Source organism: Nocardia sp. Root136, assembly GCF_001427185.1.
GTDB classification, from domain to species: Bacteria; Actinomycetota; Actinomycetes; order Mycobacteriales; family Mycobacteriaceae; genus Nocardia; species Nocardia salmonicida.
The window spans coordinates 184,454-209,329 of the sequence record NZ_LMFE01000014.1 but is presented as its reverse complement, the minus strand read 5'-3'; the positions used below and the strand labels follow the sequence as shown (position 1 = coordinate 209,329).

General features: G+C 68.8%; 26 protein-coding genes. 15 read left to right on the top strand and 11 right to left on the bottom strand.

What is annotated here, in order from left to right; translation table 11 throughout:
* The first annotated feature begins 26 nt into the window (after nt 1-26).
* From bioB to ASD42_RS35035, 6 genes are all read left to right on the top strand, one after another.
* On the top strand, nt 27-1,040 hold the full coding sequence (gene bioB / locus ASD42_RS33290) for a biotin synthase BioB (protein WP_056824775.1): 1,014 nt from the start codon (nt 27-29) through the stop codon (nt 1,038-1,040).
* 72 nt (nt 1,041-1,112) lie between these two features.
* A complete protein-coding gene (bsaP, locus tag ASD42_RS33285; RefSeq protein ID WP_056824887.1) occupies nt 1,113-1,322 on the top strand; it encodes a biotin synthase auxiliary protein BsaP in 210 nt (69 codons plus the stop codon).
* Nucleotides 1,322-1,972, top strand: a complete 651-nt coding sequence (locus ASD42_RS33280) for a DUF2567 domain-containing protein (protein ID WP_056824772.1) — start codon at nt 1,322-1,324, stop codon at nt 1,970-1,972. Before bsaP ends, ASD42_RS33280 begins: the two co-directional genes overlap by 1 nt.
* 71 nt (nt 1,973-2,043) lie before the next feature.
* Nucleotides 2,044-2,577 carry a DUF1353 domain-containing protein gene (locus ASD42_RS33275; protein ID WP_056824769.1) on the top strand — a complete coding sequence of 178 codons (534 nt, stop codon included), beginning with the start codon at nt 2,044-2,046 and terminating at the stop codon, nt 2,575-2,577.
* A gap of 61 nt (nt 2,578-2,638) precedes the next feature.
* Complete coding sequence (locus ASD42_RS33270) at nt 2,639-3,778, top strand: AI-2E family transporter (RefSeq protein WP_056824767.1); 1,140 nt, start codon at nt 2,639-2,641, stop codon at nt 3,776-3,778.
* Between the two features lie 98 nt (nt 3,779-3,876).
* Complete coding sequence (locus tag ASD42_RS35035) at nt 3,877-4,044, top strand: hypothetical protein (protein ID WP_200950554.1); 168 nt, start codon at nt 3,877-3,879, stop codon at nt 4,042-4,044.
* Between the two features lie 38 nt (nt 4,045-4,082).
* On the opposite strand, the gene ASD42_RS33265 is transcribed toward ASD42_RS35035, so the two are convergent.
* The 4 genes from ASD42_RS33265 to nadA all read right to left on the bottom strand — a co-directional run bounded on the left by ASD42_RS33265 (nt 4,083) and on the right by nadA (nt 8,149).
* Nucleotides 4,083-4,466: a hypothetical protein gene (locus tag ASD42_RS33265; RefSeq protein WP_056824764.1), complete on the bottom strand. Its 384-nt coding sequence runs from the start codon at nt 4,464-4,466 to the stop codon at nt 4,083-4,085.
* 38 nt (nt 4,467-4,504) lie between these two features.
* Nucleotides 4,505-5,365 carry a carboxylating nicotinate-nucleotide diphosphorylase gene (gene nadC, locus ASD42_RS33260; protein ID WP_056824761.1) on the bottom strand — a complete coding sequence of 287 codons (861 nt, stop codon included), beginning with the start codon at nt 5,363-5,365 and terminating at the stop codon, nt 4,505-4,507.
* A gap of 101 nt (nt 5,366-5,466) precedes the next feature.
* Nucleotides 5,467-7,080, bottom strand: coding sequence for an L-aspartate oxidase (locus ASD42_RS33255; RefSeq protein ID WP_056824758.1), 1,614 nt, complete (start codon nt 7,078-7,080; stop codon nt 5,467-5,469).
* Nucleotides 7,081-7,111: 31 nt separating this feature from the next.
* Nucleotides 7,112-8,149 (bottom strand): quinolinate synthase NadA, encoded by a 1,038-nt coding sequence (gene nadA / locus ASD42_RS33250; protein WP_056824884.1) that lies wholly within the window; start codon nt 8,147-8,149, stop codon nt 7,112-7,114.
* A 78-nt stretch (nt 8,150-8,227) separates the two neighbouring features.
* On the opposite strand from nadA, the gene ASD42_RS33245 reads away from it, so the two are divergent.
* A complete protein-coding gene (locus ASD42_RS33245; protein WP_056824756.1) occupies nt 8,228-8,944 on the top strand; it encodes an NUDIX hydrolase in 717 nt (238 codons plus the stop codon).
* A gap of 9 nt (nt 8,945-8,953) precedes the next feature.
* Here ASD42_RS33245 and ASD42_RS33240 read toward each other — a convergent pair whose 3' ends face one another.
* The 4 genes from ASD42_RS33240 to ASD42_RS33225 all read right to left on the bottom strand — a co-directional run bounded on the left by ASD42_RS33240 (nt 8,954) and on the right by ASD42_RS33225 (nt 11,425).
* The gene (locus tag ASD42_RS33240; protein WP_056824754.1) at nt 8,954-9,364 is read right to left on the bottom strand and encodes an arsenate reductase ArsC; all 411 of its coding nucleotides are present in this window, start codon (nt 9,362-9,364) and stop codon (nt 8,954-8,956) included.
* 15 nt (nt 9,365-9,379) lie between these two features.
* Nucleotides 9,380-10,465, bottom strand: a complete 1,086-nt coding sequence (arsB, locus tag ASD42_RS33235; protein WP_056824750.1) for an ACR3 family arsenite efflux transporter — start codon at nt 10,463-10,465, stop codon at nt 9,380-9,382.
* The gene (locus ASD42_RS33230; RefSeq protein ID WP_056824747.1) at nt 10,462-10,833 is read right to left on the bottom strand and encodes an ArsR/SmtB family transcription factor; all 372 of its coding nucleotides are present in this window, start codon (nt 10,831-10,833) and stop codon (nt 10,462-10,464) included. The genes arsB and ASD42_RS33230 overlap by 4 nt, the downstream gene beginning before the upstream one ends.
* Nucleotides 10,834-10,906: 73 nt before the next feature.
* Nucleotides 10,907-11,425, bottom strand: a complete 519-nt coding sequence (locus tag ASD42_RS33225; RefSeq protein WP_056824744.1) for an ArsI/CadI family heavy metal resistance metalloenzyme — start codon at nt 11,423-11,425, stop codon at nt 10,907-10,909.
* A gap of 99 nt (nt 11,426-11,524) precedes the next feature.
* On the opposite strand from ASD42_RS33225, the gene ASD42_RS33220 reads away from it, so the two are divergent.
* Nucleotides 11,525-11,884, top strand: coding sequence for an Rv2640c family ArsR-like transcriptional regulator (locus ASD42_RS33220; RefSeq protein ID WP_056824741.1), 360 nt, complete (start codon nt 11,525-11,527; stop codon nt 11,882-11,884).
* 39 nt (nt 11,885-11,923) lie between these two features.
* Here ASD42_RS33220 and ASD42_RS33215 read toward each other — a convergent pair whose 3' ends face one another.
* The 3 genes from ASD42_RS33215 to ASD42_RS33205 form a co-directional block, all read right to left on the bottom strand.
* The gene (locus ASD42_RS33215; RefSeq protein WP_056824882.1) at nt 11,924-13,102 is read right to left on the bottom strand and encodes a winged helix DNA-binding domain-containing protein; all 1,179 of its coding nucleotides are present in this window, start codon (nt 13,100-13,102) and stop codon (nt 11,924-11,926) included.
* An 84-nt stretch (nt 13,103-13,186) separates the two neighbouring features.
* On the bottom strand, nt 13,187-13,738 hold the full coding sequence (locus tag ASD42_RS33210; protein ID WP_056824736.1) for a hypothetical protein: 552 nt from the start codon (nt 13,736-13,738) through the stop codon (nt 13,187-13,189).
* Between the two features lie 48 nt (nt 13,739-13,786).
* Nucleotides 13,787-14,119, bottom strand: a complete 333-nt coding sequence (locus ASD42_RS33205; protein WP_056824733.1) for an ArsR/SmtB family transcription factor — start codon at nt 14,117-14,119, stop codon at nt 13,787-13,789.
* A 99-nt stretch (nt 14,120-14,218) separates the two neighbouring features.
* On the opposite strand from ASD42_RS33205, the gene ASD42_RS33200 reads away from it, so the two are divergent.
* The 7 genes from ASD42_RS33200 (at nt 14,219) to ASD42_RS33170 (ending at nt 24,770) form a co-directional block, all read left to right on the top strand.
* On the top strand, nt 14,219-15,427 hold the full coding sequence (locus ASD42_RS33200) for an MFS transporter (protein WP_056824730.1): 1,209 nt from the start codon (nt 14,219-14,221) through the stop codon (nt 15,425-15,427).
* 89 nt (nt 15,428-15,516) lie between these two features.
* The gene (locus ASD42_RS33195; protein WP_056824727.1) at nt 15,517-17,691 is read left to right on the top strand and encodes a TRAP transporter permease; all 2,175 of its coding nucleotides are present in this window, start codon (nt 15,517-15,519) and stop codon (nt 17,689-17,691) included.
* A 47-nt stretch (nt 17,692-17,738) separates the two neighbouring features.
* A complete protein-coding gene (locus tag ASD42_RS33190) occupies nt 17,739-18,719 on the top strand; it encodes a TAXI family TRAP transporter solute-binding subunit (RefSeq protein ID WP_056824724.1) in 981 nt (326 codons plus the stop codon).
* Between the two features lie 89 nt (nt 18,720-18,808).
* The gene (locus tag ASD42_RS33185) at nt 18,809-19,864 is read left to right on the top strand and encodes an alpha/beta hydrolase family protein (protein WP_235569923.1); all 1,056 of its coding nucleotides are present in this window, start codon (nt 18,809-18,811) and stop codon (nt 19,862-19,864) included.
* 66 nt (nt 19,865-19,930) lie between these two features.
* Nucleotides 19,931-20,791, top strand: a complete 861-nt coding sequence (locus ASD42_RS33180) for an arylamine N-acetyltransferase family protein (RefSeq protein ID WP_056824721.1) — start codon at nt 19,931-19,933, stop codon at nt 20,789-20,791.
* A gap of 120 nt (nt 20,792-20,911) precedes the next feature.
* The gene (locus ASD42_RS33175) at nt 20,912-22,960 is read left to right on the top strand and encodes an acyltransferase family protein (protein ID WP_056824876.1); all 2,049 of its coding nucleotides are present in this window, start codon (nt 20,912-20,914) and stop codon (nt 22,958-22,960) included.
* Nucleotides 22,961-23,027: 67 nt separating this feature from the next.
* Nucleotides 23,028-24,770 (top strand): penicillin-binding transpeptidase domain-containing protein, encoded by a 1,743-nt coding sequence (locus ASD42_RS33170; protein WP_056824716.1) that lies wholly within the window; start codon nt 23,028-23,030, stop codon nt 24,768-24,770.
* Nucleotides 24,771-24,876 lie beyond the last annotated feature (106 nt).

The window sequence follows — 24,876 nt, the reverse complement described above, 5'->3', positions numbered from 1 at the left end:
CACCCCCGTCGAAGGGACATCACGTCGTGACGCAGGCACCCGTCCAGACCGATATTCTGGCCATCGCCCGTGAGCAGGTGCTCGAGCGCGGCGAGGGCCTCACCGAGCAGCAGGCCGTCGAGGTGCTGCGCCTGGGTGACGAGCACCTGGAAGCGCTGCTCGAGCTGGCCCACGACGTGCGGATGAAGTGGTGCGGCCCCGAGGTCGAGGTGGAGGGCATCATCAGCCTCAAGACCGGCGGTTGCCCCGAGGACTGCCACTTCTGCTCACAGTCGGGCCTGTTCCAGTCGCCCGTGCGCGCGGCCTGGCTCGACATCCCCAGCCTGGTCGAGGCGGCCAAGCAGACCGCAAAGACCGGCGCCACCGAGTTCTGCATCGTCGCCGCGGTGCGTGGTCCCGACGAGCGCCTGATGGCGCAGGTCGCCGCCGGTGTGGAGGCCATCCGCAACGAGGTGGACATCCAGGTCGCGTGCTCGCTGGGCATGCTGAACCAGGAGCAGGTCGACCAGCTCGCGGCGATGGGCGTGCACCGCTACAACCACAATCTCGAGACCGCCAAGTCGCACTTCCCCAAGGTGGTCACCACCCACTCCTACGAGGAGCGCTTCGAAACCCTGCGGATGGTGCGCGAAGCGGGCATGGAGGTGTGCTGCGGCGGCATCCTCGGTATGGGCGAGACCATCGAGCAGCGCGCCGAGTTCGCCGCGCAGCTGGCCTCGCTGAACCCCGACGAGGTTCCGTTGAACTTCCTCAACCCGCGGCCCGGCACCCCGTTCGGCGACCTCGAGGTGCTGCCCGCCGCCGACGCGCTGCGTGCGATCGCCACGTTCCGGCTCGCGATGCCGCGCACCATCCTGCGTTTCGCCGGTGGTCGTGAGATCACCCTCGGCGACCTGGGCGCCAAGCAGGGCATGCTCGGCGGGATCAACGCCGTCATCGTCGGCAACTACCTCACCACTCTCGGCCGCCCCGCCGAGTCCGATCTCGATCTGCTCGGTGAGCTGAGCATGCCGATCAAGGCGCTCAACGACACCCTGTAAAACGCTGTGTACGATCGAGTATCGACCCAGGTCGCGGCCGTCGAGTCGCACTTCGCAGAGGCGGTAACAGCATTGGACGAGCGCTACAACCCGTTCACGGGTAAGCGGATCGTGCCCGGGCTCGACGACGCGATGCCCGTGTCGGCCGCGCTCGGTCTCGAACCGCCGCGATTCTGCGAGCAGTGCGGTCGCCGGATGGTCGTGCAGATCAGTCCCGACGGCTGGTGGGCCAAGTGCTCGCGCCACGGTGTCATCGAATCGGCACGGTTGGAACGTCGGTAGTGCTCGGCCGCGGGGAGCGCCCTGAGGTATTGCGTCGTGAGGCCGTCGGCGTCGGCATCGTCCTCGCGGCGGTGCTGGTCGCGAGCGTGGCGGCCGGGGTGGTGTGGGGTCTGCTCGCGCCGACCGAGCGGTTGCGGGTGACCCAGCCCGGCCGCGCGGCCGTGCTCACCGGCGAGAGCCTGCACCTGTTCGACGCGGTCGGGATGTTCCTGTGCATCGGCGCGGTGGTCGCGGTGCTGAGTGCGGTCGGTGCCTGGCGGGTCCGGATCACCCGCGGGCCCGCTCTCGTGCTCGGCATGCTGGTCGCCTCGGGGCTCGGCGCGGCGCTGATGATGTGGATCGGGGAATGGGTTGCGGGCGTGCGGCATCCGCGTCCGGACGATCCGGCGATCGGCCAGATCATCGCGCTGCCAGCGGAAGTCGGCACCGATCTCGCCCTGCTGGTACAGCCGTTCCTCGCTGCCCTCGTGCTGTTGTTTCTCGCCGCGCTGCACCCGTCCGTCGATCTCGGTTCCGGTGCCGGCGGGCTGCTCGGTGACCTGCGCCCGGCCGATTTCGGCGACGATCCCGACGCCTACCGCCTGCCGTACGGAGTCGAACAGTATCGGCCCAGCGGCGATTTCGATCCGAGTTCGCAACCACGCGGCTGAGCGATCATTGCGCGATACCATTTCTGCATAACAGCAGGTAGATACCTTGCTGCGGTGCGAGAGGAACGGTCGTGGCATTCATCGGTGGTGGTCCGGTCGTCGAGGAACTCGACGCGAAATTCTGGCGGCTCACCGAACCGCTCACCTATGAGGGCGCGGTCGAAACCTTCACGGTGCCTGCCGGATTCCGCACCGACTTCGCCTCGGTGCCGCGCGCGTTGGTGTGGCTGATCCCGCGCTACGGCGCCTACACCAGAGCCGCGATCCTGCACGACTATCTGTGCCGCACAGCCGAAGTCGGGCCCGCCGACGCGGACGGGATATTCCGGCGCAGCCTGCACGAGGCCGGGGTGTCGGTGCCGCGACGCTGGATGATGTGGACGGCCGTTCGCCTCGGTAGCCGGTTGCGCGGAGCGCGTGCGGTCGACATGCTCGGCTGGTTGCTGATCGCGGTGCCCTCGCTGGTCTTTCTCGCGGTCCCGGTACTGGTGGTGACCGCTGCGCTGCTGGTGTTCTGGGTGGTCGAGCTGGGGTTCTGGGCCCTGGGTCGGATCACGCGCAGTACCGCGGCACCCCCGCCGAAGCCCCAGATGAAAACGGCCTGAGCCCGGATCTCACCCGGAATGGGGGAGGCGGCCCCACCTTCGCGTGGCTACCGTTCGGCGCATGTCCGAGCCGAGCACCGAACCCGCGACCGCGGCCCCGCCTGTCGAATGGTCGATTCCGCGCGGACTGATCGTGCTGTTGTCGCTCGCGGCCATGGTGGTCACCATCGCCGGACTGGAGGCCTTCTCCGGCGTGGTCGGACCGGTCTTCCTCGCGCTCATGCTGACCATCGCGGTGCAGCCGATCCAGACCTGGGCACTGCGCAAGGGCTGGCCCGCCTGGCTCGGCATGGCGGCGGCGCTGGTGGCGGTGGTCGCGATTCTGTTCGGAATCGGTGGTGCGCTGGCACTGTCGGCGGCGCAGCTGGCCTCGCTGCTGCCCAACTATGCCGACGAACTCAACAGATTGCTCGACCATGGGCGCGACTGGCTGTCGAGTGCGGGGGTGAGTTCCGATCAGATCCACAAGGCGCTGAGCGGGATCGATGTGGGCAAGGCCGCCGGTGTGATCGAGGAGGTACTCGGCGGCGTGCTCGGGGTCTTCTCGAATCTGTTCTTCGTCCTGGCACTGCTGCTGTTCATGGCCGTCGACGGGATGACGATGAACCGTCGGCTGGCGATGGTGGCTCACGAGCGGCCCGCGATCGCGCAGGCACTGGGCGATTTCGTTGCCGGGACACGCAAATACCTCATCGTCTCCACGGTGTTCGGCGCCATCGTGGCCGTGATCGATGGTGGCGCACTGTGGTTGATGGGCGTGCCGCTGCCGATCCTGTGGGCCTTGCTATCGTTCATCACCAACTACATTCCGAACGTCGGGTTCGTCATCGGCGTCATTCCGCCCGCGCTGCTCGCCCTGCTCGACAGCGGGCCGGAGCTGATGATCTGGGTGATCGTGGTCTATTCGGGGATCAACTTCGTGATCCAGTCGATCATTCAACCCAAGTTCGTCGGTGATGCCGTCGGCCTCGGGGTGACCATCACGTTCGTGTCGTTGGTGTTCTGGGCATGGGTGCTCGGTGCGCTCGGTGCGCTGCTGGCGATTCCGCTGACGTTGCTGGTGAAGGCGCTGCTGTTCGACATCGATCCGACAACGCGATGGGCGGACGTGTTGCTCGGTGCGCCCATGGAGAAAAAGCCCGCGCCGCGCGAGAAACCGGACAAGCCCGCACAGCCCGAGACGGCGGTGGACAAGGAATAGCGGGCGCCGTTTATCGGTTCACCGGAAAACCAGTGGAATGTGGTCGTACCCGCTCCCTATCCTGGCGGCATCGTGATTTTCGGGGGAGGACCTTGACCATGAAGACCGCAGCCGAGCAGGTCGCAGCGCAGCCCGCCGAGCGACCCGATCTGGTCGCCTGGCGCCGCCGCCATGCCCTGCGCAGTTCGTCGGCCGCCACCGCGGTACCCAGCGGTCGCACCTATCGGCGCTCGTCGAAGCATCGCGCTCGTCGCCACGATTCCTGAACGGGGCCGGGCTTTTCCGGTTCGTCCTGCCGCCACGGCTACGCGGTCTGCACGGTGATCCGGTAGCCGAGGCCGATCCCCTTGCCGATGTACGCGGCGCCGCCGAGGTGGAGCCAACGGTCGGTGCCGCCGCGCGGATCAGCCAGGAACGCGGCACGCACGTAGTCGACGCCGGCGGGGAATCCGCCGGCGGGGGAGGACACGGTGCTCATGACATACGCCTCAGCCCACACCCGGGGTTCGGCCGCGATATCGCGCAAGGGCGCCACATCGGGGACGAAGACGCCGAACTCGTCGGCCGGTGCACGAAGAGACTGGAGGAACTTCCCCGTGACGGCGAGCCGCACCACGCCGGTGTAGACGGTGCAGCCCGGTGTCAGCTGCAACGGCGGGGCGGGCTGGATGTCGCACTGCAAGGCCATGTTCCGACTGTACGGACCGCCGGGACTGGGCTTCGGTCTCACATATCGAGCCCGAGATCGAGTACGCGCACGGAGTGCGTCAGGGCGCCGATGGCGAGGTAGTCGACGCCGGTGCCCGCGTACTCGGCGGCTTGATCGAGCGAAAGTCCGCCGGAGGACTCGAGTTTCGTCTCGGGAGCTGCTGCGTTGCGGCGCTGGACGGCGGCCTGCGTCTGCCAGAGCGCGAAGTTGTCCAGCAGCACCAGTTCGACGTTCTCGGCGAGTACCGCGTCGAGTTGTTCGAGGCTGTCGACCTCGACCTCGCAGGCGATTTCAGGGGCCAATTCGCGGACCGCGCGCAGGGCGTTGACGACCGAACCCGCGGCGACCACGTGGTTGTCCTTGATCAGCGCGGCATCGCCGAGCCCCATCCGATGGTTCACGCCGCCACCGACGCGGACCGCGTACTTCTGCAGGGCGCGCAGGCCGGGCAACGTTTTCCGGCTGTCGCGGATCTTGCACTCGGTGCCGTCGACCGCGTCGACCCAGGAGGCGGTCGCGGTGGCGATGCCGGAGAGGTGGCAGACCAGGTTGAGCATGGTCCGTTCGGCGGTGAGCAGGCCGCGGGTGGGCGCGACGACGCTCAGCACCGACGTGCCCGGCTCCACCCGGGTGCCGTCGGGGACTCGCGCGGTGATCTCGTAGGCATCAGCGCCGAGCACCTCGTCGAGCACGAGCAGCCCGACGTCGATGCCCGCGACGGTGCCGTGCTGGCGTGAGACCACCGAGGCCTTGCTCACGGCGTCTTCGGCGACGGTGGCGACCGTGGTGACGTCGGGCCCGTAGCGCAGGTCCTCGTCGAGAGCGGTACGGATCAGCGTCAGCAGCTCATCACGGTCCAGGGTGGCGTCCAGAGCCATTACTGCACTCCTGTTCTCCGGGCGACTGTGCGCCGCGTCGATCGGGCGGGGCGAGTCTCGCTCCGCCGGAATTTCTTGAACAACAGACCGGGCGGGCGATGTCACCGCACCCCGGTCGGCAAGGGCGCGAAATCGACTGTCGCGGTGGATAGCTCGAGTGCGCCGCGCGCGTCGAGAGCGACCGCGATGCTGTGCCGCTGCCCGTCGACGGGCCCCGGATACTCCGAGCGGGTGTGGCAGCCGCGACTCTCCTGACGTGCCGCCGCCGCGAGCAGCAGGGCGCGCGCCGTCACGGTGAGCGCCGCGTCCTCGATACGGCGCAGGTGCGGGGCCGCGGTCACCGAATCCTCGGCAGTGTCGAGCATCGGCACGATCGAACTCGCCGCATCGATACGCGTCCGCGCCTCGGTGAGCCCGGCGCCGTCACGCACGACGGAAGCGTGTTCGGTCATCGCCTGCTGTACCACCGAGCGATCAGCGAATTCCAGTGTCCACGAAGATATCTCGTCGACTCGAGCGCGCGTCCCGACACGTTCGGCCGCCGCCGCGCCTGCCCGCTCGCCCACCACCAGCCCTTCGAGCAAACTGTTGGAGGCCAGTCGGTTCGCGCCGTGCAGTCCCGTTCTGGCGACCTCGCCCGCGGCGTAGAGCCCCGCGACGCCGGTGCGCCCGTGCGTATCGGTGACGACGCCACCGCACTGGTAGTGCGCGGCGGGCGCGACCGGGATCAGTTGCGCCGCAGGGTCGATCCCCGCCGCCAGGCACGACGCGGTGATCGTCGGGAACCGCTGGGCGAATCCGTCGACGGTGCGCGCGTCGAGGAAGACATGGTCGGTGCCCGACGCCCGCATGCGCTCCGCGATCGCGCGCGACACCACATCCCGGGGAGCCAGGTCGCCTCGCGGATGCACCCCTTCGGTCACCGAGTGCCCGTGGGAATCCACGAGTATCGCGCCTTCGCCACGAACCGCCTCGCTGATCAACGGCCGCCTGCCCACCCCGCCCGGGGTGTAGAGCACGGTCGGATGGAACTGCACGAACTCGAGATCGGCCACCGCCGCCCCGGCCCACAAGGCCAGCGCCACACCGTCACCGGTCGCTCCCGGCGGATTGGTACTGAGCGCGTAGAGCTGCCCGAGTCCGCCGGTGGCCAGCAGGACGGCGGGCGTGTGCACGACACCGAAACCGTTGTCCGACACCGCGATAACGCCCTGCACACCGTCGGCGCCGGTCACCACGCGCAGTGCGGCGGCGCCGAAGATCACCGGCAGTCCCGCCGCGTTGAGCGCGCGCTGCACCTCGGCGCCGGTGGCGTCGCCGCCGGCGTGGATGATGCGACGTGTGCTGTGCCCGCCCTCGCGAGTGCGCGAGATCTGCCCGTCACGACCGAGGTCGAAGACCGCGCCGAGGTCGGTGAGCGCGGCCACCGCGGCTTGGCCGCCCTCGACGATCGAACGCACCGCGTCGACCTCGCACAACCCGGCGCCTGCCTCGACCGTGTCGAGCACGTGCGAGTCCACCGAGTCGCCGAGCGGTGCGACGACAGCGATGCCGCCTTGCGCGTACTGGGTCGAGGTATCGGTCGGGCCACCCTTGCTGAGGATGAGCACCCGCAGCCCACGCAACGACGCCGTCCGTGCCGCGGTGAGACCGGCCACGCCCCCGCCGATGACGACCAGGTCGACCTCGGCCTCCCAGGAAACCGGAACCGTCATGGTCGTTACCGGCTCGGCCCCGCGGCGGCGGTCATTCGCCACCGCCGGAGTTGCCGATGGCGATCATGCGCTGCACCGAGGCGCGACCGGCCTCGGCCATCGCCAGGTCGACGTGCACCTCGTCGGCGCCCTCGACCAGGCAGCGCAGCAGCGCGGCCGGGGTGATCATCTTCATGTACTTGCAGGACGCGCGATCGTTGACGGCCTGGAAGTCGATTCCGGGCGCCGCCTTGCGCAGCTGGTGCAGCATGCCGATCTCGGTCGCCACCAGTACCTGGGTGGAGTGCGAGGCCTTCGCCGCGTCGATCATCCCGCCGGTCGACAGGATGTGCACCCGCTCGGCCGGGAACGCGCCCTCGCCGGCCAGGTACAGCGCCGAGGTGGCGCAACCGCACTCCGGGTGCACGAACAGCTCGGCATCGGGGTGGGTGCGGGCCTGTTCGGTGAGCTCGTCGCCGTTGATACCGGCGTGCACGTGGCATTCGCCCGCCCAGATGTGCATGTTCTCGCGGCCCGTCTCGCGCTTGACGTGCGCGCCGAGGAACTGGTCGGGCAGGAACAGCACCTCACGGTCGCGGTCGATCGAGTCGACCACGTCGACGGCGTTGGAGGAGGTGCAGCAGATGTCGGTGAGCGCCTTCACCTCGGCGGTGGTGTTCACGTACGACACCACCATCGCCTCGGGGTGCTCGGCCTTCCAGGCACGCAGTTCCTCGGCGGAGATCGAATCGGCCAGCGAGCAGCCCGCGCGCTGATCCGGGATGAGCACGGTCTTGGCCGGGCTCAGGATCTTGGCGGTCTCGGCCATGAAGTGCACGCCGCAGAACACGATGGTGTCCTCTTCGGCCTCGGCCGCGATGCGCGAGAGCGCCAGCGAGTCGCCGACGTGGTCGGCCACGTCCTGGATCTCGGGCAGCTGGTAGTTGTGCGCGAGGATGGTCGCATTGCGTTCGCGCGCCAGGCGGCGCACCTCCTGCGCCCATTCCGGCGTCGCCTCGACACCCGCGTAGCCCGTGGGTCCGTCGAAGACGGAATCCATCAGCGTCCGCTGTGCAGTCGTCGTCGCCATGGTGGCTCCCTTCATCGTGCGAGCGGCTCCATCGCCGCGATTCGCACCTGACCAGGTTTTCGACTTATAATCGAAAACGTGCCCCATAGTAACACCATCCACGAATCGCTCACCGCGGTGTTCCAGGTACGCCGCTTCCCTCCGAGCATTTCCGCAGGTAGAGGCGCCAAGCACCCGGAGTTGGCGGTGCTGCTGTGGGAACGTGCGCTCGATCCGCAGAAAGGCACGTGGTCGCTACCCGGCGGCCGCCTGCGCGACGACGAAGACCTCGACACCTCCGCCCGGCGCCAGCTCGCCGAGAAGGTCGACGTGCGCGATCTGCATCACCTCGAGCAGGTATCGGTGTTCAGCGACCCCGACCGGGTCCCCGCTCCGCGCCGCATCGCCTCGGCCTACCTCGGCCTCGTCCCCCTCACCACCGAACCCGAACTCCCCTCCGACACCACCTGGCACCCGGTCTCGAACCTGCCCGACATGTCCTTCGATCACCGCACCGTCGTCGACCACGCCCGCACCCGCCTGGCCGCCAAGCTCTCCTATACCAACATCGCCTACGCACTGGCTCCCGACACGTTCACCATGTCGACGTTGCGCGAAATCTATTGCGCCGCACTCGGCTACGACGTCGATACCACCAACCTCCAACGAGTTCTCACCCGCCGCAAGGTGATCACGCCCACCGGCGATACCGCTCCCTCCGGGCGGGCGGGAGGTCGGCCCGCGGCGCTGTACCGCTTCACCGACTCCGGCCTGCGCGTCACCGACGAATTCGCCGCGCTACGGCCACCGGGCTGAGAGCGAGACTCAGGCGCGGGTCGGCACCAATTCGGCGACAAGGGCTTCGATGCGGGACCTGATCTCGTCGCGGATCGGGCGCACCGACTCCATGCCCTTGCCCGCCGGGTCTTCCAGGACCCAGTCGCGATAACTCACGCCGGGGAATACGGGACACGTGTCGCCGCAGCCCATGGTGATGACGACGTCGGAGGTTTCCACGGCGTCGTAGGTGAGGATCTTCGGCGTCTGGTCGGCGATGTCGATGCCGAGTTCGGCCATCGCCGCGACCGCGGCCGGGTTGATCGTCTCGGCGGGCGCGCTGCCCGCGGACCTGACCTCGACGGCGTCACCGGCGAGGTGGGTGAGGAAACCGGCGGCCATCTGGGAGCGACCGGCGTTGTGGACGCAGACGAACAACACGCTGGGCTTGGTGGTCATGTGGGGCAACGCCTTTCAGTGGGCCGGGGAGGCCGAGGGCGTGGTGGTGGGAAATCGTCGACGCAGTGCCAGTGAGACATAGACCAGCGCGACGAGGACGGGGACCTCGATCAGAGGGCCGACGACTCCGGCAAGTGCTTGGCCCGAGGTAGCGCCGAAGGTGGCGATCGCCACCGCGATGGCGAGTTCGAAGTTGTTGCCCGCGGCGGTGAAGGCGAGGGTGGTGGTGCGGGCGTAGCCGAGGCCCATGGCGGCGCCGAGGGCGTAGCCGCCGCCCCACATCACGGCGAAGTACACCAGCAAGGGCAGGGCGATGCGCACGACGTCGACGGGATGGGCGGTGATCTGTTCGCCCTGCAGGGCGAACAGGATCACGATGGTGAACAGCAGGCCGTAGAGCGCCCATGGGCCGATCCGGGGCAGGAATCTCTCCTCGTACCAGTCGCGGCCCTTGGCGCGTTCGCCCAGGCGGCGGGAGAGGAAACCGGCGAGCAGCGGGATGCCGAGGAAGATCAGGACCGATTTCGCGATCTGCCAGGGGGAGACGTCGATCGTTGTCTGCTCGAGGCCGAGCCACCCGGGCAGGACCGACAGGTAGAACCAGCCGAGCACGGCGAACATGAGGACCTGGAAGACCGAGTTCAGGGCGACCAGTACGGCGGCGGCTTCGCGATCGCCGCAGGCCAGGTCGTTCCAGATGATCACCATGGCGATGCAGCGGGCCAGGCCGACGATGATCAGGCCGGTGCGGTATTCGGGCAGGTCGGGCAGAAACAACCAGGCCAGGGCGAACATCAGCGCGGGGCCGAGCACCCAGTTCAGGACCAGCGAGCCGATCAGCAGCTTGCGGTCGCCGGTGACCGAGTCGAGGCGGTCGTAGCGCACCTTGGCCAGCACCGGGTACATCATGATCAGCAGGCCGAGTGCGATCGGCAGGGAGACGCCGTCGATCTCGACCGCGCTCAACGCGTCGCCGAGGCCGGGGATCATGCGTCCGAGCAGCAACCCGGCGGCCATCGCCACCCCGATCCAGACCGGAAGGAAGCGGTCGAGCGTGGACAATTTGCCCACGACGGCGGGATGCTCGGTCGCGGTGCTCATAGGGTCACTGCTCCGGCCTCGGTCGCGAGTACCTCCGACAGCCGCGCCAACGCGTGCGGGACGACCCGGTAGTACACCCAGGACGCGCGGCGTTCGCTGGTCAGCAGACCGGCTTCGCGCAGCACCTTCAGGTGGTGGGAGATGGTCGGTTGGGTCACGTCGATCCCCGTCGACAGGTCGCAGACGCAGGCCTCGCCGCCGGCGCGGGACGCGATCGCCGAGAGCAGCCGCAGTCGAACCGGGTCGGCGAGCGCCTTGAACAGCACGGCCAGCTCGGTGGCGGTCTCGCCGGTCATCGGTGCGCGGGTGCTGAGTGTGGCCGCACACGAGGGTGCGGCCACACTCAGCGGCAGATCCTGATTCGACATACGTCGATATTGATCGATGTCTAATCAAGAAGGCAAGCGAACACTGTGTGAACTTGCTCGCGGTAGGGGCCGGTCAGCCGCAGCAGCTCGCGCCGGAGTCGACCGCCTTCGCCTTGGCCTCGGTGCCGCAGCAGGCGCCTTCGGCCTCGGCTTCGGCGGCGGTGCCGCAGCAGACGTCGACCGCTTCGGCGTCGGTGCGGCCGAGTTCGGGTGCGGTGCCGAAGGTTTCGCTGTCGGACAGCACCGTGTAGACCTCCCACCGTTCGGCGCCCGGCCCGGTCACCCACACCTTGTCCTGGGTGGCGAAGCAACAGGTGGTCGCGATCTGCTCCTCGGTGAACAGGCCCGCTTGCGAGAGTCGGGCGATCTCGCCGTGTACCTGCTCGGAGGATTCGACCTCGACTCCGAGGTGGTTGAGGGACCCGCCTTGGCCGGCGTTCTCGATCAGTACGAGCTTGAGCGGGGGCTCGGCGATCGCGAAGTTGGCGTAGCCGGGCTTGCGCTTGGCCGGTTCGGTGGCGAACAGAGTGGAATAGAACCGCACGGCGGTGTCGAGGTCGTCGACATTGAGGGCCAGCTGGATACGAGACATGATCGAACCTCCACTTGTGTGACATATATCGAAGAACTTGTGAGGCCGAGTCTGCCCACCTTTTCGACATATGTCAATACCGCGGGTAAGGTCGATGTCATGCCGAAGGCGCTACCGATGATCGATATGTCCGCCCCCGTCTGCTGCGCGCCCGTGGCGGCGGGGCCCGTCGACGACGCCGCCGCGCTGGAGGTGGCGTTGCGGCTCAAGGCGATCGCCGACCCGGCCAGGGTCAGATTGCTGTCACTGCTGCTGACCAGCCCGCTCGGTGAGGAGAACGGCGGCGACCTCGCCGCCGCGGTCGGTCTGAGCGAGTCCACGGTCTCTCACCATCTCGGCCAGTTGCGCAAAGCGGGCCTGGTGGAGTCCGAACGGCGGGGGATGAACACCATCCATCGCGCCCGCCGCGACGCACTGTCCGCGCTGTGCACGGTGCTCGATCCCAACTGCTGCACGTAGTTTTCCGCCGTTCGAGCTTCGTCGTGGGTTGATTCGCCCTCAGGCGGTGAGCTCGCGTTGCAACGGGGTGCGGAAGCGGGGGATGGCTCGGACTTCGCCGAACCAGGTTGTGGTGCGGGCGATTTCGGCGTCAATGAGTTTTTCGGTGTCGGAGCCGACATCTTCGAGTAGACGGGTCACTACTTCGCCGTCGGAGCGTTGGGCCCAGCCGCCCACTATGCGACCGTCGGCCCAGATGGTGGGGCCGATATTGCCGTTGGTGTCGAAAAGTGCAGGGGTGTGGGGGCCGAGGAACCATGCTCGGGATTGCCAGCCCATGGGGGTCGGGTCGAGGGCGGGGAGTAGGGCTGCCCAGGGTTCGGGGGTGGGGACGGGGGCGAGGTCGTCGGCGAGGATTATGCCGGGGGTGCCGTCGAGGTCTACCTCGACTGTGTCGAGTTCTGCCAAGGTTTTCCGGACTTCACCGAGCGTCCAGCCGGTCCACCATTTCAGGTCGGTGACCGGGGCCGGTCCGAAGGTGCGCAACCACTGACGTACCAGTTCGACGCGGGCCTGTGCGGCGGGCAACGGTGAAAACCCTTCGGGTAGCCAGGTTTCCACGGGGGCCCAGGTGTACTGGCTGCTGGTCCAGCTGCCGTTCGGGCGGCCGCGCACGATGCGACCTTCGGCGCCGAGGACGACCAGGACCCAGGTGGTGATGCTGGTCGGTTTGGAATAGGACTTGCCGGGCGCGGTGTCTATCTGGGTGCGCAGGCGTGGCACATCTTTGCTCAGCTGGACGCCGGTCGCCGCGCCGCGGGTCAGCAATGCCGCGTGGGTCTCGGCTTCCACCTCGGCGAGCCAGGTCGAGATGTCGCCGTCGACCACGCCGGCTTGTTCGATGAAGCGACCGTAGGTGCGGCGTTGCTTGTGGGCCAGCGCATCGCAGGTGGAGGCCTGCAGAACAGGGAGCAACTCGGTCGGCGCGACGAACATCGTGCGGCGCATGGCGAGCATGCGAATCAGGGCGCGGTCGTCGTACAGGGCCTTCTCGACATCGGCCGGGGTGAGTTCGATGCCACGGGCGCCGACCGAAAGGAACACCGTCGCCGGGTCGGTGGCGTGCAGAACCACCATCGAGCGCGCGATGTCGACCGGGTCGTTCGAGCGGGCCGACGGCGCGAGGCGATGCCTGGCCGCCAATCTGGCGCGACGCTGCGCGGTATCGATCGAGAGCATGAGCGGATGGTATGCGGGGACACCGACAACCACGCGCATGTGCGGCGGGAGCGGGTTCGGCTCGGCAGTGACGGTGAGGGCACGTCAGCTCGGCGGCGGTGCGGGGGTGAGACCGTCGAGGAACGCCGCGGCCTCGCGATGCGAGCCGAGCCGAACGAAGGTGAGGTTCTGAAATGCCGGGTCGGATTGTGCCGCAAGATAATTCGCCCGGTTCCTCGCATGGGTCGTCCAGGCCCACACGATCACCGATCGTTGCGGGTCGAGCGAGAACATCTGGCTCCAGAGTTCTCGATTGCCGTTCCACAGCTCGCGCCCGGTCAGTGCGCGGCCCACCGTCCGGCGGACGATCTGGCGCATGACCAGCGACCGGGGCAGATCGAACCAGGCCACCGTATCGGCCCGTCGCCACACCAGATCGCCGAGTTTGCTTCGGTAGCCGCCGTCGACCACCCAGGCATCCCCGGTGATCCGCTCGGCGACGGCGGCCCGGAAGTCGGGCGCGGGCATCGGCGTCCAGTTCGGTTGATGGTGGATCGCGTCCAGTTCGATGTGCGGGATCTCGAGCTGGGCCGAGATCTGCCGGGCCAGCGTGCTCTTGCCCGACCCCGATGTCCCCACCACGACGATTCGTCGCATCCCAGCCACCACGACAGTATCCACCCGGGTTCGGCAGGGTTCGAGGGGTTATTCGGGGCGCCAGCTGCGGACGAGGTCGAGGAGGCCGGGGAAGCGGGTGTCGAGGTCGGCGACTCGGACCTGGCTGCGGCGTTCGAGGCCATAGCGGTGCTGGCGGGTGATGCCTGCTTCGCGGAGAGCGCGGAAGTGGTGGGTGAGCGTCGACTTGGGGCGGTCGATGCCGAACCAGCTGCAGGGGCGGTCGAGGTCGGGGGATTCGATGAGGAGCTTGTGCACGATCCCGAGGCGGAGTGGATCGCTGAGTGCGCCCAGGACGACATCGAGGCGCAGGTCTGCGCGCGCGGGCTCGGGGAGTCGTTCGGCTTCGATCGCTGCCTGCATCGGACACCTTCCACGTCGGGGGTTGTACGAATCTTATCGTACTGAGTATGTTCGACTTCTCTCGTACTAGTACGAGAGAAGTCGAACTAGGGAGTGGGCATGACGATTCAGGCCGTGGCACCACGAGTGCGCGATGGGGCGATATGGGCGGCGGCGTGGCCGGTGCTCGCGGTGTTCGTACTTTCGAACGCGGCGACCCCGCTCTATGTCGTGTGGCAGCGGGAGATGGGATTCTCCTCCGGCACGCTCACTCTCGTGTTCGCCAGCTATATCGCGGGATTGCTCGGGGCGCTGACCGTCGCGGGGGTGGTCTCCGACCGGGTGGGGCGCAAACCGGTGCTGCTGCCCGCGATCGTGCTGGCGATGGTGGCGTGTGTGCTGTTCGCCTGTGCTGGTTCGGTGCTCGTGCTCGCCCTGGCGCGGTTGCTCACCGGCATCGCCGTGGGCTGCGCGGTCTCGGCCGGTATGGCGGCGGTAACCGATATCGCCGGCCGGGGCCGGACGGCGAAGGGTGCCTTGGCGGCTTCGGTGGCCATGGCGCTCGGCGCCGGGCTGGGTCCGCTGCTGTCCGGGGTGCTGTCGGAGCTGGCGCCCGGCGCGACGGTGACGGTGTTCGTCGTCGAAATCGTGCTGCTTGCCGTCGCTTTCGTGGTGGTACTGCGGATGGATCTGCCGAGCGGCACGGGCGGGCGTGGCCCGTGGATCCGGTTGCCCGCGGTGCCCGCGCAGGGCCGGACAGCGGTGCTGTTCGGGATCGCTGCCTTCGCTCCTGGCATCACTGCCACTTCCTTCGTCCTGTCGCTCGGCCCCTCGGTGCTCGGGTTGCTCGGATCGGCGAATCGGGTCGTGGCGGGCGGGACGGCCTTCGTGATGTTCCTGGCCGCGACCGGGATTCAGTTCGCGGTGCGGCACAGGGGTGTTCGCGCGATCTTGGTCGGCAGCTCGGTGGCGACGACAGCGAGCACTGTCGCGCTGGCCGGTGCGGTCGCGACGGCGTCGGTGCCGGTGTTCGGTGTCGCCGCGGTACTGGCGGGGATGGGGCAGGGACTCGGGCAGCTGGGCGGATTGACCGCGATCGGGTCGACGGTGCCGGCGGATCGGTTGGCCGAGGCCAACGCCGCGCAGAACGTGGGCGGATACCTCCCCGCCGCGGTATTGCCGCTAACGGCCGGATTTCTCGGCGACGCGACCGGGCTGGCCACGGCCACAAAGGTGTTCGCGGCCGTCGTCGCGATCGCGGCCCTCGTGGGTGCCACCTTCGCGCTGCGCCGGGGCACGGAGGTGGAACGTGTTGTGGGGCAAGGGTGATCGCCACCCGTGCGTAGTGTCCATTTTGTACAGACTGTGCGGTTGTCGATTTCGTCACCGGGCAGGAATCTCGTTGCTATCGTCCGCTCATGAACGCGGCGCCACCTGTTGTCACTGCGGCTGAGCTGGGGGTGGACGACGACGAGCGGCCCGCGCGGGTGCTCTCCGGATTTCCCGGTCGGCTGGTCGGTGTTGTCGCGCTCGGGCTCGCGCTGTTGTCGGTGTGGCAGGTGTTTCGGCCGTTGGCGCAGGGCAGTCAGTACTACCTGGTCATTTTTCTGGCTGTCGCGCTGCCGCTGGTGTATCTGAGCTACCGGTCGTGGTGGGGTCCACTCGATCGGGCGGACGGGCCCTCGGTGCTCGACTGGGTGCTGGCCGGAATCACGGTGGTGGTGTGTCTGTATCCGGTGCTGCCGATCCGGATCGGTGACGCGGGCGGGGGATACGACGCGTTCCTCGATCGCCAGGGGATGCTGGCGCCGCTCGATGTGGTGATGGGCGGGCTGCTGCTGGTGCTGGTGCTCGAGGCGTGCAGGCGTACCACCGGGGTGATCTTGCCGATCGTGTGTCTGGTGTTCCTCGGGTACGGGTACTACGGCGGGCTGTTGCCGCAGGACTGGTCGATCGCGCACGCGGGGCTCGATGTCGATCAGATCGTCGACGCGCTCTACAACTCCGGCAGTGGCTTCTACGGCACGCCGCTGGACGTGGCCGCCAGTTACATCGTGTTGTTCACGCTGTACGGGGCCGTGCTCGAATTCTCCGGTGCCGCGAGGTTCTTCGTCGATCTTTCGGTGTCGTTGTTCCGTCGCTCGCACAGTGCGGCGGGGCGGACAGCGGTGGCGTCGGGATTTCTGCTCGGGACCGTCTCGGGGTCGGGGACCGCGACCGCGGTGAGTACCGGCGCGGTGACCTGGCCGATTCTGCGCAAGGCCGGATACCGGCCCGAGCAGGCGGGCGGGATGCTGGCCGCGGCGGGCGTCGGTGCGATTCTGTCGCCGCCGACGCTGGGCGTCGCGGCGTTCATCGTCGCCGAGTATCTCGACGTGTCGTATGTGACGGTGCTCGGGTGGGCACTGATCCCGACACTGCTGTACTACCTCGGCATCCTGCTGTCGGTCGAGATCGACGCGCGCCGCATCCACGCGGACGGCCGCGCGCCCGCGGATCTGGCCGATGGTCCGCTGCCGACGCCGTGGTGGAAGCTGCTGGGGCGCTTCGGGTATCACTTCTCGTCGCTGCTCGTGATCGTCGTGCTCTTGCTGGCCGGTGTGAGCGCGACCCGCGCCGTCGTCTACGCGACGGTGCTCGCGCTGCTGCTCGCGATCCCGGACCGGATGCTGCGGACCGCCTCCGACGAGAGTGCGAGCCCCGCCGATCTGACGAAAACGTCCGCCGGACAGGGGGTTGCGGAATCGGCTGACAGTGCGATCACCGACCGTGGCTCGGCTCCGAAGGTGGGTGGGTTCAGCTGGTCACGGAAGAGCTTGGGGCAGTTCGTGATCGAGGCATTGCGCGCGCTGTCGTATGGCATGCGCTCGGCGCTCCCCGTGGTCGCGGTGTGTGCCGCCGCCGGCGTGATCACCGCGATGACCACCAAGACCGGACTCGGAGCGCAACTGGCCGCGCTGCTGGTCAAGGCCGGATCGGCACTGTCCGACGATCCCGCCGTGGTGCTGGCGACCACCGCGGTGCTGGCGGCGATCGCGTTGTCGCTGCTCGGCCTCGCGGTGCCGGTGACGGCGTCGTTCGTCATCGGCTGGGTGATCATCGGGCCCGCGCTGCTCGACCTGCACGTGGCCGCACCCGCCGCCGCCATGTTCGTCTTCTACTTCTCGGTGCTCTCGGAGGTGACGCCGCCGACCGCGCTCGCCGCCGTCGGCGCGGCCGCCGTGACCGGCGCGAAGGCCATGCCGACGATGTGGCACGCCCTGCGGTACGCGCTGCCCGCGTTCCTGGTGCCGCTGATGTTCGTGCTCACCGACTCCGGACAGCATCTGCTCGGACTCGGCGCGGTGCTCGACGTGCTGTGGGTCAGCGCGGCCGCCTGCGTGGGTGTCGCGGCGCTGGCCGCGGCGACGGGCGGATGGTTGTTCGGGATCGGGGCGATCGGCCCGATCGCGCGTGCGATCGCCGCCGCGGCGGGTCTGACATTGCTGTACCCGCATCCGGTCGCCACCGGGATCGGGCTCGGACTGCTGGTCCTCGCTGCGGTGGCGGGCCTGGTCGAACGGGCGAACAGAACATCCGCGGACACACCGTGAACCGCGGGAACAGGCAGGCGGCCTCGCCGTCGACGAAAGGGGACCTCATGGTCAGAACAATTGTCGCCGTGGTCGCGGCCGCCGCGTTACTCACCGGCTGCGGTGGGCGCCAGGACACCCCGACGGCCGACGCGGGTGGTGAGGTGAGCTGTGAGGTGAAGCAGGACACCAGGATCGGCATCGCCACCGGCAACGCGACCGGGGTGTACTTCGCGCTGGGCAACGCCTATGCCGAGCAGATCTCCTCCGCCACCGGCGGCACCGTGAAGGCGACCGCGGCCGAGACCGGCGCCTCGGTACAGAACATCCAGCAGGTCGTCGGCGGCACCTATCAGGTCGGCTTCTCGCTCGCCGACTCCGCGGCCGACGCGGTCGCGGGCAAGGGCAGCTTCACCAGCGAGCAGCCGATTCGCGCACTGGCCCGGCTCTACGACAATTACACCCAGGTCATCGTGCGCACCGACGCGGGCATCAACTCCCTCGCCGACCTGCGCGGCAAACGGGTCTCCACCGGCTCGCCGAAATCGGGCACGGAGGTGATCGCCCAACGCGTGCTGCAAGCCGCGGGGCTCAACCCGGACAGCGATGTCTCCGCCCAGCGCCTCGACCTGACCAAGACCGTCGACGGGCTCAAGGACGGGTCCATCGACGCCATGTTCTGGTCCGGTGGATTGCCGACGCCGGGCATCACCGACCTGTTCACCACCGCCAAGGACAAGGTCCGCTTCCTCGACATCACCGGGGTGCTGCCGAAACTGAAGGAGATCAACCCGGTCTACGAGACGGGCTCGATCCCGGCCGCCACCTACGGCCTGTCCGCCGACACGCCGACCATCGTGGTGCCCAACCTGCTGGTGGTGCGCGAGGACCTCGACGCGAACCTGGCCTGCGTGCTCACGACAACGTTGCTGGATCGCAAACCCCAACTGGAACAAGCGAATCCGGCGGCCAAGGGGATCAACGCCGACACCGCGAGCAAGACCGCGCCGGTGCAGTTGCATCGCGGGTCGGAGGTCGCGCTGCGCTGAGGTCACCTCGGACGGACCCGCGCCGACATGCGGGTTCGGGCGGTCCTCGCGACCACTACGACTGGTAGAGGTCGCGAGGACCGTGTCAGGTGAGCGCGGGAACGCGCGAGGATGTGCTGGACCCCCGCCGACCGGTGGCGGACAATCGCGGCATGAAGCGGGTCGGAGTCGTCGTGGCGGTGTGCGCGTTGCTGTTCGCGATGGCGGCCGCGGTCGGACCCGCCTTGCGTGCGCAACCGCCGTGCACGGCGGGCGTCGATCTGCGACAGGTCGCGATCACGGTGGACGGTGAGCGTGCGACCGGGCGCGTATACGAGCCGTATCGCTGTGTCCCCGGTGATATCCCGGCCACGAAGTTGGTGGTCGCGGTCCACGGTCACGGCGGGTCCTCGGCCGATTTCGCGCCGTATATGTCCGCGCTCGCCCGCACGGGCGGGTCGCCGATTCTGCTCATGGATCTGCGCAGCGCCGACGGACCGTGGCGCACCGGTGACTGGAATCTGTGGGCGGGCTGGCACGACCTGGTGGCGGCGACGCAGTGGTATCGCGGCGAACATCCCGATATCGCGTCCACCGTCCTGTGGGGATGGAGTCAGGGCGGCATCACCAGCGGGCTCGCGGTGGCGCACGGTCCGCCCGGGCTGTTCGACTACTGGGTCGACAACTACGGTCCCTCCGACGATTTCACCATGTGGGCGGCCAGCGGGTCGGTGAACCCGGCGCTGCCGCGACAGATCGAACGTGACGCGGGCGGCTGCACGCCGATGATCTGCCCGCTCGCCTACATCGAGCGCTCGCCCGCGCTGCTCGCCGACCGGATGAGCATGCGCAGGGCCTTCCTGATCCACGGCACCGCCGATGCCGTCGTGCCCTTCGCTACCAGTGTGGAATTGCGCGCGGCGCTGACCGCGGCGGGCAAACCGTTCTCCTTCTACACGGTTGTCAGCGGGCGCGATCTGACCGGCGCGATCGTCCCCGGTGATCACGCTGTCGGGCCCGCGCTGTTCGAGGGCGGGTGTGTGGTGTTGCGGCTGCTCGCGGGGACCGAGCCGCTCGCGCCGCAGGTCAGCGACTATGTCGTCGATGTCGGGCACGACCTGGTCACCGCGCCCCCGGCGCCCGCGGGCGCGAAGTGCGCGGCCTGAGGCGCCAGGGAACAACGTTCGCCGGACCGCGGTTGTGCGAAAGACACCGACCGGAACGAGGATGCGATGACCGACCCAGTGCCCGAGGATCACGGCTGGCGGGGCGCCGAGCTCGACCTGGACGCCTACCTGGCCCGAATCGGCTATGCCGGGCCACGCACCGCCTCGGTCGACACCCTGCGCGCACTCGTGCGCGCCCACACGACCTCGATCCCCTTCGAGAATCTCGAGATCATCCTCGGACGGGGCATCCCGCTCGACATCGACTCGCTGCAGAGCAAGCTGATCCGTCAGCGTCGCGGTGGCTACTGCTACGAGAACGTCGGGGTGTTCGCCGCCGCGCTCGAACGGTTCGGTTTCGGCGTCAGCGGACTCAGCGGGCGGGTCACCTACGGTGTGGCCGATACCGGCGTGCTGCGGCCGGCGACCCACGCCCTGCTGCGCGTGAGCACCCCTGACGACGATCGCGTCTGGATCTGCGATGTCGGTTTCGGTTTCGGACCGCTGGAACCGTTCGAACTGGTCGACAGCGGCGGCGAATTCGCGCTCGGCGACTGGCGCTACCGGCTGGAGCACCGGGCCGGTGGCCTGTGGGTGCTGTACCAGTTCAGCCGCGACGGCTGGACGGACCGCTATACCTTCACCGAGAACCCACAGTTCCGCATCGACTACGCGGTCGGCAACCACTTCGTGTCGACCTCGCCACGCTCGCCGTTCACCACCCGCCCCTTCCTCCAGCGATTCCTGCCCGAGGTCCACCATGTGCTCGACGACCTGACGCTGAGCTCGGAATACCCCGACGGCACCGCCACTTCGCGTGACCTCGATCCCAGCGAGCTGACCAAAGTGCTGGCCGAAGTGTTCGACATCGACCTCGACGAAGCCGACGCGGCCACCCTGGCGACCACGCCCTGGCGAACCCGATAGCACCCTCTCCGCGCGGCACGGCGGTTTGCTTCCTGGGTGTCCCTACGGCAAATTGATGGTTACTTGCCGGGAAACAAATCTGTTGTGGGGGCCGATTCTGTGGGGTCGTTGGTGCCGAATATCCGGACCGCATCGCCGCTCGTGCCGGGTGCGGCGGTTCGCGGCACCGTCGAACGGCGCCAGGATCTGGACGGACTGCGCGGGGTAGCGATCGCGCTCGTGGTGGCGTTCCACGTGTGGGCGGGCCGCGTATCCGGCGGAGTCGACATTTTCCTCGTGCTGTCGGGATTCTTCTTCACCGGCGCGGTGGTGCGCGGGGTGGAGCGCAGCGGCGGGGTGTCGGCCAAGGAGACGGCGCGACGGACCGTGCGCAGGCTGATGCCATCGTTGGTCGTGGTGTTAGGGGCGATTCTGCTCGCCACGGTGGTGATGCGGCCGTATACCCAGCTGGGTGAGGCCGCGGCGCAGACGTTGGCCTCGATGTTCTACGGCCAGAACTGGTATCTGGCCACCGCCGAGCTCGACTACCTCTCACCCGATCCCTCGGTGAGCCCGTTGCAGCACCTGTGGTCGATGTCGGTGCAGGGGCAGTTCTACCTGGTGATCCTCGCGCTGCTGGCGGGGTGGGCCTGGTTGCGCGGACGCGGTTCGGCCGGGCGGCTCACCCTGGTGATCGTGCTGGGCGGGCTGGCGTCGCTGTCGTTCTGGTACGCCGCTTCGGGGACCGGGCAGCACCAGGCGTGGACCTACTACGACAGCGTCGCGCGCGGCTGGGAGTTGCTCGCCGGTGCGATGCTGGCCGTCGCGGCACCCTGGTTGCGGTTGCCGAATCGGCTGCGTGGGCTCGCGGCCGCGCTCGGGCTGGCGATGGTGCTGTCGTGCGGGCCGCTGTTCGACGGCGCGAATCAGTTCCCCGGTGTCGCGGCGCTGTGGCCGGTGGCGGCCGCCTGCCTGGTGATCGCCTCGGGGTTCGCGGCGGCAACGCAGGCGTGGCCGAATCGGCTGCTGGCCGGCCGGTTCTGTACCGAACTCGGCGCGCTGGCCTACCCGCTGTACCTGTGGCACTGGCCGATCCTGATCTTCTATCTGGGCGAGACCGGGCGCGCGAATGCCGGGATCGTCGACGGGCTGGTGGTGATCGGCGCCTCGCTGGCGCTGGCCTACGCGACCACTCGGCTGATCGAGACGCCGCTGCGCATGCCGCCTCGGGGCGAGCGGCCGGAAACCCGCAAGGCGGCCGGCGCCCTGGTCACCGCCACCGCGGTGGCGGTCCTGATCGCCTCGGTGGGGTGGCAGGTGGTGCTGGTGGCCAACCCGGCGGTGCCGCCGCAGGCACTGGACACCCACCGCTATCCGGGCGCCGCCGCCCTGTTCACCGGCGCCGAGTACTCGCCGGAACCCATGCGCCCCACGGTCTTCGAAGGCCAGGCCGACACCCCGTCGCCGACCACCGACGGCTGTATCACGCCCAACCGCGAAGTCCGCGTCTGTACCTACGGCGACCCCACCGCGACCCGCTCGATCGCGCTGGTCGGCGGCTCGCACTCCGAGCACTGGCTGCCCGCGCTGGAACCGCTCGCCGTCGAACACGGGTTCCGGGTGGTCTCCTATCTCAAGGAAGGGTGCCCGGTGGTCCTCGCCGATCAGCCGTCCTATGCCGAGTGGCCGTTCCCGGAGTGTCACGAATGGTCGGTGGAGGTGCTCGACCGGCTGTCGGCCGAACCGCCGGACTGGGTGCTGACCCTGTCCACCCGATACCGCATGAACGGCGTGGGCGACGAGGTGCCCGCCGAATACCTCGAGGTGTGGACGGCGATGCAGGATCGGGGCTTCAACGTGCTCGCGCTGCGTGACACCCCACGGCTGCGCCGCGACGGCGTCCTCTACCGCGCCACCGATTGCCTGGCCCACCGCGGCGACCCCGACAGCTGCGGCCTCGATCGCGGCGAGGTCCTCGACCCGCACGATCCCGCCGAGGAACCGGCGGCCGGCTACCCGAATATCCATCCGCTGGACCTGTCCGATGCCGTCTGCCGACCGCAGCGCTGCCGGGTGGTCGAGGGCAATGTGCTCATCTATCGCGACGAGCACCACCTGACCGCCAGTTATGCCCGCTCGCTCGCTCCCGAACTCGGCCGCCAGATCGGGGCGATCACCGGGTGGTGGTAAGGGATGGGCTCGTCACAGCAGAAACGACAACCCCACCGGCACCACGGATCGAGCTAGTCTCGGACCCGTGCGCACTCCACGGAAGGCATCGGTCCTACTCGTCGCGCTCGCGGCGCTGCCCCTGGCCTGCTCGTCCGGACCCGACCAACCCCAGACTGTCGCCGAATCGTTCGCCGCCGCGCTGACCAGCGGAGACGCTGCCGCCGCTGCCGAACTCACCGACGCGCCCGAGGCAGCCCGCCCGGTCCTGACGGCGCTGTTCGACAACCTCGGCAAGAACGACACGGTCCGGGTGTCGTCCACCGACGACAAGTCGTTCACGCTGGAATCCACCTGGAGATTCGGCCCCGACGGCCGCAACGCGTGGACCTACTCGAGTGCCGGAACCACCACCGGCGCCGACGGGTGGAAGATCGCCTGGCAGCCGACCACGGTCGCGCCCGGCCTCGACCTCGGCGCGCTCAGCTACAGCCCGGTCGCCGCGAAACCGGCCAGAGTGCTCGACGCCTCCGGTGGTGACCTGATGACCCAGCAGGTGGTCACGCTGGTGAACGTCGCACCCGATGCCGACCTGCCTGCCGTCGCGGCGCTCCTCGCGCCGCAGGGCGTCAGCGAGGCCACCTTACGGACGGATCTGGCTGCGGCACAGGGCAAACCGATCACCGCCGTCGCTCTGCGCGATGCCGACATCGCGCCGGTGCAGCAGGGGCTCACCGGCGTGCGTGGGGTGACGCTCGCGCCACAGACCCGGCTGCTCACCGTCGACAAGACGCTGGCCGGACCCACCATCGGCGGGCTCGCCGAGGTCTGGCAGGACCAAGCCGACACCGCCGCGGGCTGGGCGATCCGCGCGCAGACCGCCGAGGGGACCCAGCGCATCGCCGGACCCGACGCGAAGCCGACCCCCGACATCGCCAGCACCCTCGACATCGACCTCCAGCACGCGGCGGAGGACGCGCTGACCCCGATCGCCACCCCGTCCGCCATCGTCGCGCTGCGGCCCTCGACCGGCGAGGTGCTGGCCGTCGCGCAGAACGCGCCCGCCGACGCCCAGGGCCCGATCGCGCTGACCGGGCTCTACCCGCCGGGCTCCACGTTCAAGACCGTCACGGTCTCGGCGGCCCTGCAAGCGGGCGGCGTCACCCCCGACACCGTGCTGCCCTGCCCGGGCCGCGCCACCATCGAGGGCCGCACGATTCCCAACGACAACGGCTTCGACCTGGGTATGGTGCCCCTGCACACCGCGTTCGCGCGTTCGTGCAACACCACGATGGCCGAGTTGGGAGTGCAATTGCCCGCCGACGGATTGACCGCGGCCGCCCAACAGTTGGGCCTCGGGGTGGATTATGTGACACCCGGCTTGACGACTGTCACAGGGAAAGTTCCACCCGCCGAAAATCCGGCGCAACGGGTCGAATCGAGCATCGGACAGGGCACGGTGACCGCCTCGCCGTTCGGGATGGCGCTCGTCGCGGCCTCCCTCGTGCACGGTTCCGCGCCCGCGCCGAGCCTCATCCGCGGCCGTCCCGGCACCCCGGATCGGACTTCGCCGCCGGTGCCCGCGACGGTGACGTCGCAGCTAGAGACCATGATGGGGGAGACGGTGAGTGCGGGCACAGCCACCGCGCTGCGCGACATCCCCGGTCTGCTCGGCAAGACCGGCACCGCGGAGTATCTCGACGACACCCACGCCCACGGCTGGTTCGTCGGCATCGAGGGTGATCTGGCGTTCGCGGTGTTCGTCGCGGACGCCGGAAGCTCCGGACCGGCGGTCGAGGCAGCGGGACGGATGCTACGTGTGACACCATGAGTCGTCTTTCCCCCCGCAGGCGAGCAATCCCCCCGCTGCCGCACGCGGTCATCACTGCGCCAGCTACACTCGGCGGCGGACCATACCCATGGTCAATACGCGGGAT